Origin of the sequence: Phoenicibacter congonensis, assembly GCF_902386915.1 — a bacterium.
Taxonomy (GTDB): Bacteria; Actinomycetota; Coriobacteriia; order Coriobacteriales; family Eggerthellaceae; genus Phoenicibacter; species Phoenicibacter congonensis.
In genome coordinates, this window is sequence record NZ_LR698997.1 from 266967 (window position 1) to 279842 (window position 12876).

Below are 12876 nucleotides of genomic sequence, written 5' to 3' on the forward strand. Positions count from 1 at the left end.
ATTATTAAATTGAAATTTAAATACTGATTATCATTATGGAAGATAAAAATATATTTAATCAAAATCTCAACGAGCTAACAGACATTCTAGTCTCTGCAGGAGAAAAAAAATTTAGAGCTAAACAAGTGTATGAGTGGATTCATAATCATCCGATTACTAGTTATGATGATATGAATAATGTTCCAAAATCTGCTAGGGAGTTCCTTGCAATTAATTATCCAATTGATGAACTAAGAGTAACTGATATTCAATTTTCATCTGATGGAACTAGGAAATATCTATTCAAATTAAATGATGGTAATGTTGTTGAATCTGTCTTGATTCCAAACAGCGACGGAAGAATAACAGCGTGCATCTCATCTCAAGTTGGTTGTTCTATGGGCTGCGCATTTTGTGCTACAGGTTTTCATGGTTTTAAAAGAAACTTGAGTTCTCAAGAGATTTTCCTTCAAATTTCTGCAATGGAAAAAGAAAATGGAGAACGTGTTGGTAATGTAGTTGTTATGGGTCAAGGAGAACCTTTTTTGAACTACGAAAACACTATAGAAGCAATAAAAGTTCTTAATCGGTTTGAAGCTTTTAAAATTGCGGCAAGAAAAATTACTGTGTCTACGTGTGGAGTAATTCAAGGAATAAAAAAAATTAGCGAAGAGTCAGAACAATTCGGCCTCGCCATTTCGCTTCACAGCGCCGTTCAGAGCAGCAGAAATGTAATAATGCCAAATACTAAAAACATGCCTTTAAATGAACTCTCAGAGGCTATTAATAATTATGTTAAAAATACAAATCGTAGAGTAACGTTCGAATATATTCTTTTAAAAGGGATTAATGAAGATGACGAGCATTTAAAGGCTCTGATTGATTTTTGCGATAATAAGTTATGTCATGTAAATCTCTTGCAATTTAATAAAGTTGATTGTTGCGATTTTCAACCTTCAAGTTCTCATCGCTTAAAAGAATTTGAACGTTGCCTTCATGATCACGGAATAGCATGTTCGATTAGACATTCAAAGGGAGCTGATATAGATAGTGCATGCGGTCAACTCTCAAATAGAACAAGCGCTTAACTTTCTTTTCATATACATCTGTTCACAAATTGTAGAATTATAGTTGTTTTTAAACTCTCAACTTATTTTTATGGAGGCTAGAATGCAAAAACTAACAGCTGCTGATGTTCGTGTCCCAATGGATGTTCCAGCAGAATCACGTGACACATATATAGCAAACTTTTTAAAAGCAACTCGTGAGACCGGCAGATTGATGCTTTTCGCTTGTGACCAAAAAATCGAGCACATGAACAAAGATTTTTATGGAGAAGGAATTGATATAGCTGATTGTGAGCCACAACATCTTTTTGAAATTGGGAAAAATGGTGTAATTGGTGTTCTCGCGGGTCAGCGTGGATTAGTTGCTCAGTATGCTGCTGATTATCCAGAAATCAACTATTTAATCAAAATGAACAGTAAAACCAATCTTGTAAAAACTTCACAAGAGGATCCTTATTCACCACAGCTGACTGACCTGGAGGCTGTGCTGCAAATGCGCGAAAATGGCGTAAATGTCGTGGGTCTTGGCTACACAATTTATCTTGGCAGTGAATATGAAGCAACTATGATGGCTGAAGCAGGCCAGCTTATTGCTCAAGCACACGAACTTGGACTGCTTGTTGTCCTTTGGATTTACCCACGTGGAAAAGCCGTCACAGCAGAAAAAGATCCTGATTTGATTGCTGGTGCTGCTGGTGTTGCGCTTTGTTTGGGTGCTGATTTTGTAAAAGTTAATCCTCCAAAACCAGAAGATGGAAAAACTCCTGCAGAAGCACTTTCTATTGCTGCAAAAGCAGCTGGCAGAACCGGACTTGTTTGCGCGGGCGGTGGAACAGTTGACGCTAAGACATTCCTTACGCAACTATATGACCAAATCCATGTTGGTGGTGCCTGCGGCAATGCAACAGGCAGAAACATCCATCAACGCTCACTTGATGAAGCAGTTCGTTTAACTAAAGCTATTTCTACTATCACTCTAGCTGACGCATCTGTAGATGAGGCTCTTGAAGTTTTCAACGGCGACAAAGACTTTGGTTATGAAAATATCTAAATAAATTTAAAAATAGACTTTTTTATAAAGGGCTAAGAATATATTCTTAGTCCTTTATTTTTTGCTCCTATCTTTTGATTGACTTCTTCTCCTATTCTAGGCACAGAAAGAGCCAAGCCAATTACTAAACATATTTTGTAGCTTCTTTAACATCCTCAAAACAAAGAATTCAAAACAGTATTTGTCATGTGTAGTTTTTTAACAGTTAGGTTATTTGTTATTGTTGATGCATTATCTATTTTTTGCTGCTTTAAAAATCAACGATGTCGTTGTCTATAATTGAAATAGATGTTAATTCTGCATTTTTTTCTGCTCTGAGGAACAAGGCAAGAACCAAGGAGCCGTTTGTGGGGGAAGAAAAACAACATTTAATCACTAAATTAAAGAAAACACGCGACCACATTATTGAACTTGTGATGGAGCGAGAAGACATTCTTTTGCAACAAAACCCTGCTATTGAAGCTGACTATATGGTTAAAGTCGGAGCCTATGAATTAAAGTGTGCTGAGGCAGAATTGTCAGCAAGAAGAGCTAAAAGAAAGTTAGCACTGTGTCAGGCTCAAGTTAATTTGGGTAATCCAGTCGACGAGGACCAAATAGAAAATGAGTTAGATGCAGAGCTTGAGAAGTGGATGCTAGATGTCCAACAGAAACAGGTTCAAGTTTTTTCACTTTTGGATAGACGTTCTAGCTCAACAGTTATGAGCCAATCGGATTCAAAAAAACTAAAAGAGATTTATAGGAAGCTTTGTAAAAAACTGCATCCTGATTTAAACCCTCTTCTTACCGACTATGAGTTAAATTTATTTTCTGGAATTCAAAAAGCCTATGAGCGTGGAGATCTAGCCACTCTTGAGGCATATCTTTGGTTACTAGATGAACCTGAGGAAATCGATGACAGTAAAAAATGCGAGGAAGAACTCACTGCAGAAATTGCACTTTTAGAAGCACAAGCAAGTGTTCAAAAAGAAATGCTAGAGGATTTAAAAAACAACTACCCATATAACTTAATTGACAAGTTGTCTAATGCTAACTGGGTTTTTGAAACAGTTAGCGTTTTTAAAACAAAAACCAAAGAATATCTAGATATTAAAGATGCATATGAAGAAGAGATTAAAAACCTCTTGTCTTGAGCTATAAAATAGCATCTACGCTGGGAACTTGCTTATTCTTTGATTTTTTTGCCAATTTATTTAAAAGGAGTATTTTTGGAAAAAAACCTAATCGACACTAGAAAGAAATCGATAACTACACTTGCTGACACTAACAAGATGGGTTTTTCAAACATCTCCAAACCATTTAGTTCTGAAATTTTGTTATTCCGCAGGGTTAGAGTGGCTGGCACTAAAAACATTTTTAATATTGAAGAAATTATTAATGATTTAAAAGTTAATCAAAAAATGGTGTTGCTCAGAGATTCTAAACACTTAAGCGACCGGTGGGCAGTCAGAGTTATAGATTCTAAAGGCAGAAGTGTTGGATTTTTATCAAGTGATTGCAGCGAAGTTGTTTCTCGCCTAATGGATGCGGGAAAGAAGATGTTTGCAAAGATAGAAAACATTGAAAAAAGACCACACTGGAATCTGATTGAGCTTGAGGTGTATTTAGATGACTAAATGGGTCAATGTTGACGACTTAAATGAATATGAATTCAAGCGAATAAAAAGTTCATTTTCTTTTGCTCCTGCAGGATTTAATCCTGACGAGAAAGGATTGGTGGAAATAACAATTTCTGAACCTGTTCGCGATTGCAGAACAGGTAAATATCTTGGGCGTGAATATATTGACTACTATCCAAGAGATTTCTTAATGCCAGGTGACGATAGTTGTGGGCCAGAGATAGCGCTTAATGCTGGTGCTGCTTTTTACAATGAGGCTCTTGAATATGTAGATGAAGACATGAGAGATGTGCGTGTTGGTTGTTTTAAATCAGCAGAGCTACTTTATTTCCATGCTGCTTTGTGGGGAAACTGGGAATGCCTTAGCACATGTTGGCTAAACCTTGGTTATTTGTATGAATATAGACTTACAAATGATGATTTATGGCCTTTGTGGATGGAAGATGTCCCAAAAACCTACCATCCTGTTTTGCAAATGCGAGATAGAGATAGTCGTGCTCATGCTTGTTATGGATTAGCGATGGAATCTGGGAGCATAGAAGCTATATATAAATATGCTGACACTGTGAGATGGGAAAAAGGGTGCAATCCAAACATTAAAGAAGCTGTCAAACTTTATTCTCAAGCTTGGGAAAAATGTCAATATAGTGACCCTCACGTAATTGGAAGTGTTGCTTCTCGACTAGCAGGATGTTATGAGGACGAAGATGGTTGTGTTCGCGATTTAAAGAAAGCAAAAGACTTTTATGAGCGAGCAATTATGTGGTTTGAGATTTCGGCCGAATACACTTCACTTTATGAAAAAATGCTTTCTAAATGCAAGAAAGGGCTTTCTAGAGTCGATCAAGAATTACAATTTGAATAAATGTTTATAAACTGTTGTTTATATTATTTCTCATTTTTTGTTTATAAATTATTTATATGCTTATTCAGTTTTTAGTTACTGTTTATTAATATTTTTTAAAATCATCTCTAGCTTTTTTATTAAAAATTCAAAGGCTAGCTTTCCCCATTTTTATCGACCAAACAATAATTTGGCTAGTTAAAGAACTCTTTTAACTTTATTTGCTCAAGTTATGAGACCAGGATAAATAAACATCTTGCATTACATGTATAATTTATCTGTTTGTTGCGCTTTTGTGCATAGAGTTTAAAGGGGAGAGCAATGAGTAAATTGTTGCGTTTGATTGGGAACCGACTGATTTGGTTGCCAGTCATGATCATTGGCGTTACTGTCCTTGTGTTTTTTATAATGTCTCTTTCTCCAATTGACCCAGCCTATTCGGTCCTTGGAGAAAATGCTACAGAAGCACAGGCTGCAGCATATCGTGCCGAACATGGGCTAGATTTGCCAGTTGTAGTTCAGTATTTCAATTTTATGGGTGGGCTTTTACATGGAGACCTCGGAACTTATGGTGCAAACAACGCCAGTGTAGCTGACCAAGTTATGCGTGCGTTGCCAGTCACACTTCAATTAACATTTTTCGGTCTCATCATCGGTGTGATAGCCTCTTTGATTCTTGGTGTGATTTCAGCTCTTTACCGTGATCGTTGGCCCGACCACATCATTCGTGTTTTTTCCATCGCATGCATCGCAACTCCATCTTTCTGGCTTGCTGTTCTTTTAATTTTGCAATTCCAAGGAACGCTTCCTGTTGCTGGGAAGTTGCCAAGCATTTCGTCTGATTTCGGCGGTTGGTTTATGCGAATGCTTCTGCCAGCTATTTCTTTGGGAGTCCCAGTAACTGGCCAGTTAACTCGCGTAGTAAGAACTTCGATGGTTGAAGAACTTGACAAAGACTATGTTAGAACCGCGCGTGGAGCAGGCATTCCCTATGCTGTGGTTGTTGCGCGCAATGTTTTGCGTAACGCACTCATCACGCCAGTTACAGTCCTTGGTTTAAGAATTGGCTATTTAATTGGTGGAGCTGTGATTATTGAGGTTATTTTTAATCTTCCAGGAATGGGCATGACAATTGTTTCAGCTATCCAATCTAACTACATTTATCTTGTTCAAGGCGTTGTTCTGACTGTGGCAGTTGCATTTATTTTGATTAACATCATCGTAGACATGCTCTACATTTTGATTGACCCAAGAATTAGGAGTGTTTAGCATGGCTGAATTAAACAAAACAAAAATTGCGGACGCAAAGGGTTCAATCGCTCCGAAAGGATTGCTGCGCGGAAACACAACTAATAAACTAAGTGCAGGTAAGGTTCTGCTTCGTCGATGGAACGCAATGAGCATCCGTGCGAGGATTTCACTCATTGTTTTACTATTAGTTGTCCTCACAGCAGTGTTAGCAAATTTCCTGGCGCCAATGTCTCCATATGAGATTTTCACTGCACGTCAGGCACCAGATTCTACTTTCTTGTTTGGCACCGATGACAAAGGTCGTGACGTTTTGTCAAGAATGATGTATGGCGCGAGATATTCGCTCGTAATCGGTCTTGGGGCGACAACATTCGCATTGGTGTTTGGCTCTATCATTGGTTCTGTTGCAGCTGTTGTTCGTCCTTGGGTGTCAAATCTCATCATGAGAATTCTTGACATTATTATGAGCTTCCCGGGAATTGCATTAGCAGCAACTTTTGTCATCGTTTTTGGCAATAGCCTTCCATCACTAATTTTTGCGATTGGCTTTCTGTACATTCCACAGCTCGCGAGAATCGTTCGAGCCAACGTAATGAGTGAATATAATCAGGATTATGTTCGAGCTGTAGTTGTTAGCGGTGCAAAAGCTCCCTATATTCTTTTTAAACACGTAATCAGGAACTGCATTGCACCAGTTCTCGTTTTTACTATTGTTTTGGTTGCTGACGCTATTGTGTTTGAGGCTTCGCTTTCGTTTATCAGCGCAGGCATTCCTGAGCCAACACCAACATGGGGCAACATTTTAGCTGACGCTCGTGGTGGGGTTCTTGCTGGACAATGGTGGCAAGCGATGTTCCCAGGCCTTGCAATTATGATTACTGTTCTTTGCTTGAACATTTTCAGTGAAGGAATTACAGATGCAATGGCAGCTCCAGCGAAAGCGCCAGTTGCCAAAGGTGATGACAAACTTGATTCTGATCGTGAAGCTGACATGTTTGTGTCTAACCCTAAACTTGCATATGAAGCGCAACGAGAAATGTTGACGAAGCGTTTGGCAGCCTTAAAAGAAACTGAAGAGAAGAGAAAAGACCGTTTCTCTGCTAAAACTGATGTGCCTCCAGTTCTTGAAGTTAAAGATTTGTGCATTCGATTCCCACGTCACGGAGAGGTTAATGTTGTAGATCACTTGAGCTTCGTAGTTCGTCCTCGCCAAACTATGGGTTTGGTTGGTGAGTCAGGTTGCGGTAAATCAATCACATCTCTTGCAATCATGGGTCTTCTTGATCGTAAAGCGCACATTTCTGGTGAAGTTCTATACAACGGAAACAACCTTCTTGCTCTAAATGAGAAAGACATGAATGAACTTCGTGGCAAAGAAATAGCGATGATTTATCAAGATGCTCTTTCTTCTTTGAATCCATCAATGACAATTAAGGCTCAAATGAAGCAACTCACTGAACGTGGTGGAACTCGCAACGCTGAGGAGCTACTTACCTTAGTGGGTCTCGATCCTGAGCGCACCCTTCGTTCATATCCTCATGAGTTGTCAGGTGGCCAGCGCCAAAGGGTTCTCATCGCAATGGCTTTAACGCGCGATCCTAAAGTCGTGATTGCTGACGAACCCACAACTGCTCTTGACGTTACTGTTCAAAAGCAAGTTATCTCTCTTTTGAACAAACTTCAAGCTGAACTTGGATTCGCGATGGTGTTCGTGAGTCATGACCTTGCTCTTGTAGCCGAAGTTGCAAATTCAATTACTGTTATGTATGCAGGACAAATTGTGGAGCAAGGTCCTGTGCGTGACATTTTAACTCACCCAATTCATGAGTACACTCGTGGTCTTCTTGGTTCAGTGCTTTCAATCGAGGCAGGTGGAGATCGTTTGCACCAAGTTCCTGGATCTGTACCTTCTCCTAAAGACTTCCCTGAAGGAGACCGTTTTAGACCACGCTCGAGCCATCCTGATAAAATATCTCCTATTCCACCAATGCTGAAGCAGATTGAAGGAACTGATCATTATTATGCCGAGCTTCCTGATTCTGAGTTGAAGCGTTTAGGAATTGAGCCCTACAAAATCAACGTTGAAGCAGCAAAGCTTGATGCACTTGAGGAGAAAGGAGCTGACAATGACTAGAACAGATGCAACTCCAATCATTTTCCTTGATAACATTTCTGTTGATTTTAAAACGAGAACTGGGTCATTTATGCACCCAACGATTGTTCACGCGGTTAGAGATTTGACAATTAAATTGATGCCAGGCGAGACGATTGGTATTGTTGGTGAGTCGGGTTGCGGAAAGTCGACCACTGCAAATGTTATGTGTGGATTGCAATCACCAACTAAAGGCAAGGTGTTCTTTAAGGGCAAAGATGTTACCCACAGAACAGCTGCTGACAGAAAAACAATTGGCCGCGTAATTTCTGTTGTTTTCCAAGATCCTGCTACAGCACTTAACGCTCGCATGACAATCTCTGACCAGTTAATGGACCCTATGAAAGTTCACAATGTTGGAACTCAAAAAGAGCGCGAGGCTCGTGTGCGTGAGCTGATTGGAATGGTTGGCTTGCCTGAAAGCTCACTTGATGCCTTGCCTGGGCAGCTGTCAGGTGGTCAGCGTCAGCGAGTTGCGATTGCACGTGCACTTTCATTGAAACCCGATGCGATTATTGCAGACGAACCAACCAGTGCACTTGATGTTTCTGTGCGCGCTCAAATTCTTAATCTCTTGATGGATTTGAAAAAGGAGCTTGGTTTAGCCATGGTGTTTATTTCACATGACATCCAAACTGTTCGTTATATTTCAGACAGGGTTATTGTTATGAATAAAGGTCAGATGGTAGAAACGGGCCCAACGAAAGACATCATGAGAAATCCACAGGATGATTATACGAAGTTATTGCTAGGTGCTGCTCCTTCGCTTTTGCATCCAGATGCAAGTGTGCTTGAGGGCTAGGTTGGAATAAATCTAAAAGTTATTTAACTTTTATTATTTGATTTGCAAAATGTTAGTAACTTGAAGTTTGAAATGAACTTCAGGGAGAACACTTTAAACAGGATCCTTTAGATTTTGTTTCACGAGAAACAGTTTATCTGCGTTTTTTGAAAAACTGAGACAACAAGGTGGCGCATTCTTTTTCAAGAACGCCACCTTTTACTTTAAAGTTGTGGTTTAGTCGCGCATCTTCTGCGACTTTATAAAGCGTAACAAGCGCTCCGGCTTTTTTGTCATATGCTCCGAAGACGCATCTGTCAATTCGCGCCTGGTGCATGAGGCCCGCACACATTATGCAAGGCTCTAGTGTGACATAGACTGTGCACCCAGTGAGGCGCCAAGCTTGTTTTATTTTGGAAGCTTTTTCAATCGCAATGTGCTCTGCGTGCGCAGCAGGGCTGTGAAGTTGTTCTCTCAAGTTGTGTGAGCGAGCGATGATTTTACCTTCAGCATCAACTACAATCGCTCCAATTGGCACTTCGCCTTCTATTTCCGCTTGCTTCGCTTCTTCAATTGCAATTTTCATGTATTCTTCGTCGTTCATAACAACTAATTCTACTTGTGTGTTAGAAGTTTTATGAAATTAACTTGAAGTAGAGATGACTCATAATCATTAATAGGAGTGTGAATCAGTAAAGTTTTAAGCAGAATAATATACATAGGAATTTTAATCAAACTCATTCAAATTGTTATTATTGCGTTAACTCCAATGATTAAAAGTTAATTCTAGCTGGTGCGCTATACTTAGCTAAAGTGCTCAAATTTTGGAAAGGGGAGATCTTGAGTAATTTAGCATCTAGTTGTAAGAAATCATTAGCCGCGGTCGTTGCGGTTTTAGCTTGTGTTGGAATAGCTTTTTCACTTTGGGGATGTTCAGGAAGTGGCTCAGGCAGTTCTTCTGATTCTGGAGACAAGAGTCGAGAGGTTAAAGTTTGCTTCGTAGAAATTGTAGAAAATGACGCATTTGTCACGATGATAGATGGATTTAAACAGGGCATGGAAGACGCCGGCTACACCAATGTAAAATATGACGTTAAAAACGCACAGGGCGATTCTTCGACTTTGAACCAAATTGCAGCTCAACTTAAGAGCAGCGATTATGACGTGGTTGTGCCAATTGGAACACCACCTGCTCAAGCATGCGCAAATGCTGGAATTTCAACACCAATGGTGTTTATGAGTGTTACTGATCCTTTAAATGCAGGTGTGACAAATTCGATGGAGAATCCTGATAAAGGAATGACTGGTACGACAAACTTTGCAGATGTGGAGGCAATTTTTACAGCAGCCGAGGAATTGAAACCAAACATCTTGGAGAAAAAGGTTGGCATCATCTATTGCTCCAGTGACAAAAATGCGCAGGTTACAGCAGAGCAAGCTCGTGACTATTTAACTTCTAGAAACATTGAGTCTGAAATTAAAACTGTAACGAATTCAAGTGAAGTTCAGCAAGTAGGTCAAGCACTTGCATCAGATTGTGGAAGCATTTATGTCCCTGCCGATTCAATCGTTCAAGTTGCTATGGCTCAGTTGACTGACGTAGCAACAAAAGCTGGAATTCCAGTGCTGGGCACCGATCCAGTTATGACGGAGAACGGCGCACTTGAAAGCGTTTCATGCACAAATGACAACTTGGGTGTTGAATCAGCGAAGCTTGCAATTCAACTAATCGAAGGAAAAGCAATTAAAGATGTCCCTATCTACGCTTTGCCTTCGACCGACCGTTCTGTAAACAAAAACACAGCTGCTGCTTTAGGAATTGAGATTCCAGCAAACAGCAACTTTAGAGTAATTGGCTAGTTTTTTCAATATTTTTAATGTTTGGATGTAGGTTAAATTTAAGGCCTGGTTGCCATTTATTTGGAGATTAATTTGTTTTAGCGATAACAGCTAGATGTAAGGATTTTCTGATTGAACTTTTCTTAAATCGCATAAATTGGTGAAAGCTTTAAAGTCCAATTGAAAACCTGCTGATTGGTAGCTTGATATAAATAGCGACTTAGAGGGGTTGACCTGCTAAAATATGCAGGCAACCTCTTTTTAGTTCTTAAGGATTAATAGCTCATGAGTTTAACGATTTTATTTGATGCGACTTCTTTAGGCTTTGAATATGCATTATTGGCGGTCGGAATATTTATCACGTTTAGAATTCTTGGCATGGCCGACCTCACCGTTGATGGGTCATTTTGCCTAGGAATGGCTGTTACATGCGTGTTTACTGTCGCTGGACATCCTGCCATTGGACTTGTGGCGGGCGCGGCAGCAGGTGCGCTCGCAGGCTGTGTAACTGGGCTTTTAGCTACAAAGGCACGAATTAACCCGTTGATTGCTGGTATTATCACATCAACTGGCCTCTATTCAATTAACGTTTATGTTTTAGGCTCCCCTAATTTAAGCCTACTTGGAATTTCAAAATTGTATGATGGGATTCATCGTTTATTGTTTCCTGGCCTTCCAACATCATCCGAGGCTCAAATGCCTGTGGCTCCTGGGGCAATTGCTCCAATTGACATCTCAAAGTTCATTTTCGTGATACTTATTGTGGTGGCAATTATTGCTGTTTTAATTTATTTCTTTAAAACCGAAAGCGGTCTTGCAATGCGCGCCGTTGGAGATAACGAACAGATGAGCGCTGCAAGTTCTATTAATGTTGACTTCTATAAAATAGGAGGTCTTGCCCTCGGCAATGCGCTTGTTGGCTTGACGGGTGGAATTCTTGCTCAATGCCAGGGATTTGGCGACATGACTAGCGGTACAGGCATGGTTCTTGTTGGTCTTGCTAGCGTTATTATTGGAGAAGTCTTTGGCGGAAGACGCGGAGTAACGTCCGGACTGATTTGCACCGTTGTGGGCTCTGTTGTCTATCGCATCATTATCCAAGTTGCAGTGGGGGTAAATCTCGACGCAAATTCATTAAAACTTATTAGTGCAATAATAGTTGGCACATTCATGTCTTTGCCGGCAGTTCGCGCTTTCTTCACTGAAAGAAAAACAAGAAAACATTCATATGAAGAAACCAACGGCGATACTTTAACCTCAGCAGACTTGAAGGGCGGCAAAAATGACTAATCAGATGTTAAGTATTCAAGCGTTGAGGAAAACATTTAATAAAGGGCAAGCACTTGAGCACAAGGCGCTTCAAGGCATCAATTTAAAAATGAATGAAGGCGAGTTTGTTTGTGTGGTTGGTTCAAATGGCGCGGGCAAATCAACTTTATTCAATTGCATTGCCGGCTCTGTAATGCCTGACTCTGGAAAAATTGTTCTCGATGGGAAAGACATTACTTTTGTGCGCGACTATCGACGTTCAAGGAATTTATCTCGTGTTTTTCAAGATCCGCTAAAAGGCACTTCGCCTAACCTAACGATTGCAGAAAATATTTCGCTTGCTTTGGGCAGATCAACTCATCAAAATCCCCTTGGGTTGGCAATGAAAAAGTCGAAGCGAGAATTTATTGCAGATACGCTCGCGAAGTTTAACATCGGGCTCGAAAACCGTCTCGATGTTAAAGTTGGGAGCTTGTCGGGTGGGCAGCGTCAAACTGTCTGTTTGCTCATGGCCGTCATTGGAAAACCAAAACTATTGCTGCTTGATGAACACACTGCTGCTCTAGATCCACAGGCAACAAAAAACGTTCTTCAAATTACAAATGACGCCGTAAAGATGAATAATACGACGACAATTATGGTTACCCACAACATGGAAGATGCGCTCAGCTATGGTTCAAGAACGCTTGTTATGCATGAAGGGCGCTTTATTGCAGACGTTACTGGCGATGTGCGCAAGAACATGTCGGTCGATGATCTTGTGGAGCTTTTTCATGAAGAAACTGGCGAGACTCTTGCAAATGACGAGATGATGCTTGCATAGACCATCTGTTTTTATTTCTAGGACAGATTTACAGAGCAAACTTGCAGACATGAATTTCTTCACTGCTATTATTGTGTAGAAAAAATCCGCAACAATTAGCAGATAGTTGCTTTCATAGCTTTAAATTCATTGAAGAGGGAAATCAGAGACCTCAACTTGTTCAACTTATGGTTCATATTTGACCAAATTGAACATAACCTT

General features: G+C 40.1%; 12 protein-coding genes. 11 read left to right on the forward strand and 1 reads right to left on the reverse strand.

Features of this window, described 5'->3' with window-relative positions; translation table 11 throughout:
- Window positions 1-35: 35 nt before the first annotated feature.
- The 8 genes from rlmN (at window position 36) to FXZ76_RS01230 (ending at window position 8765) form a co-directional block, all read left to right on the forward strand.
- A complete protein-coding gene (gene rlmN, locus FXZ76_RS01195; protein WP_079535312.1) occupies window positions 36-1067 on the forward strand; it encodes a dual-specificity RNA methyltransferase RlmN in 1032 nt (343 codons plus the stop codon).
- A gap of 82 nt (window positions 1068-1149) precedes the next feature.
- Window positions 1150-2097, forward strand: coding sequence for a beta/alpha barrel domain-containing protein (locus FXZ76_RS01200; protein WP_079535313.1), 948 nt, complete (start codon window positions 1150-1152; stop codon window positions 2095-2097).
- 269 nt (window positions 2098-2366) lie between these two features.
- The gene (locus FXZ76_RS01205; RefSeq protein WP_147571486.1) at window positions 2367-3230 is read left to right on the forward strand and encodes a J domain-containing protein; all 864 of its coding nucleotides are present in this window, start codon (window positions 2367-2369) and stop codon (window positions 3228-3230) included.
- A 39-nt stretch (window positions 3231-3269) separates the two neighbouring features.
- Complete coding sequence (locus FXZ76_RS01210) at window positions 3270-3713, forward strand: HIRAN domain-containing protein (protein ID WP_231961716.1); 444 nt, start codon at window positions 3270-3272, stop codon at window positions 3711-3713.
- Window positions 3706-4581: an SEL1-like repeat protein gene (locus tag FXZ76_RS01215; RefSeq protein ID WP_079535316.1), complete on the forward strand. Its 876-nt coding sequence runs from the start codon at window positions 3706-3708 to the stop codon at window positions 4579-4581. Before FXZ76_RS01210 ends, FXZ76_RS01215 begins: the two co-directional genes overlap by 8 nt.
- 300 nt (window positions 4582-4881) lie before the next feature.
- Window positions 4882-5829: an ABC transporter permease gene (locus tag FXZ76_RS01220; protein ID WP_079535317.1), complete on the forward strand. Its 948-nt coding sequence runs from the start codon at window positions 4882-4884 to the stop codon at window positions 5827-5829.
- 1 nt (window position 5830) lies between these two features.
- Complete coding sequence (locus tag FXZ76_RS01225; protein ID WP_079535318.1) at window positions 5831-7945, forward strand: dipeptide/oligopeptide/nickel ABC transporter permease/ATP-binding protein; 2115 nt, start codon at window positions 5831-5833, stop codon at window positions 7943-7945.
- The gene (locus FXZ76_RS01230; protein WP_079535319.1) at window positions 7938-8765 is read left to right on the forward strand and encodes an ABC transporter ATP-binding protein; all 828 of its coding nucleotides are present in this window, start codon (window positions 7938-7940) and stop codon (window positions 8763-8765) included. The genes FXZ76_RS01225 and FXZ76_RS01230 overlap by 8 nt, the downstream gene beginning before the upstream one ends.
- Window positions 8766-8898: 133 nt before the next feature.
- Here the strand turns inward: FXZ76_RS01230 and tadA are convergent, their stop codons facing one another.
- On the reverse strand, window positions 8899-9348 hold the full coding sequence (gene tadA, locus FXZ76_RS01235) for a tRNA adenosine(34) deaminase TadA (RefSeq protein ID WP_079535320.1): 450 nt from the start codon (window positions 9346-9348) through the stop codon (window positions 8899-8901).
- A gap of 236 nt (window positions 9349-9584) precedes the next feature.
- On the opposite strand from tadA, the gene FXZ76_RS01240 reads away from it, so the two are divergent.
- From FXZ76_RS01240 to FXZ76_RS01250, 3 genes are all read left to right on the forward strand, one after another.
- Window positions 9585-10604, forward strand: a complete 1020-nt coding sequence (locus FXZ76_RS01240; RefSeq protein ID WP_079535321.1) for an ABC transporter substrate-binding protein — start codon at window positions 9585-9587, stop codon at window positions 10602-10604.
- 264 nt (window positions 10605-10868) lie between these two features.
- The gene (locus FXZ76_RS01245; protein WP_079535322.1) at window positions 10869-11873 is read left to right on the forward strand and encodes an ABC transporter permease; all 1005 of its coding nucleotides are present in this window, start codon (window positions 10869-10871) and stop codon (window positions 11871-11873) included.
- Window positions 11866-12675 (forward strand): ABC transporter ATP-binding protein, encoded by an 810-nt coding sequence (locus tag FXZ76_RS01250; protein WP_197682080.1) that lies wholly within the window; start codon window positions 11866-11868, stop codon window positions 12673-12675. Before FXZ76_RS01245 ends, FXZ76_RS01250 begins: the two co-directional genes overlap by 8 nt.
- Window positions 12676-12876 lie beyond the last annotated feature (201 nt).

Excerpts from the sequence above, each read along its gene's own strand:
- rlmN (WP_079535312.1), top strand. The coding sequence starts at position 36 with ATGGAAGATAAAAATATATTTAATCAAAATCTCAACGAGCTAACAGAC.
- FXZ76_RS01200 (WP_079535313.1), top strand. The coding sequence starts at position 1,150 with ATGCAAAAACTAACAGCTGCTGATGTTCGTGTCCCAATGGATGTTCCA.
- FXZ76_RS01215 (WP_079535316.1), top strand. The coding sequence starts at position 3,706 with ATGACTAAATGGGTCAATGTTGACGACTTAAATGAATATGAATTCAAG.
- FXZ76_RS01220 (WP_079535317.1), top strand. The coding sequence starts at position 4,882 with ATGAGTAAATTGTTGCGTTTGATTGGGAACCGACTGATTTGGTTGCCA.
- FXZ76_RS01225 (WP_079535318.1), top strand. The coding sequence starts at position 5,831 with ATGGCTGAATTAAACAAAACAAAAATTGCGGACGCAAAGGGTTCAATC.
- FXZ76_RS01230 (WP_079535319.1), top strand. The coding sequence starts at position 7,938 with ATGACTAGAACAGATGCAACTCCAATCATTTTCCTTGATAACATTTCT.
- tadA (WP_079535320.1), bottom strand. The coding sequence starts at position 9,348 with ATGAACGACGAAGAATACATGAAAATTGCAATTGAAGAAGCGAAGCAA.
- FXZ76_RS01245 (WP_079535322.1), top strand. The coding sequence starts at position 10,869 with ATGAGTTTAACGATTTTATTTGATGCGACTTCTTTAGGCTTTGAATAT.
- FXZ76_RS01250 (WP_197682080.1), top strand. The coding sequence starts at position 11,866 with ATGACTAATCAGATGTTAAGTATTCAAGCGTTGAGGAAAACATTTAAT.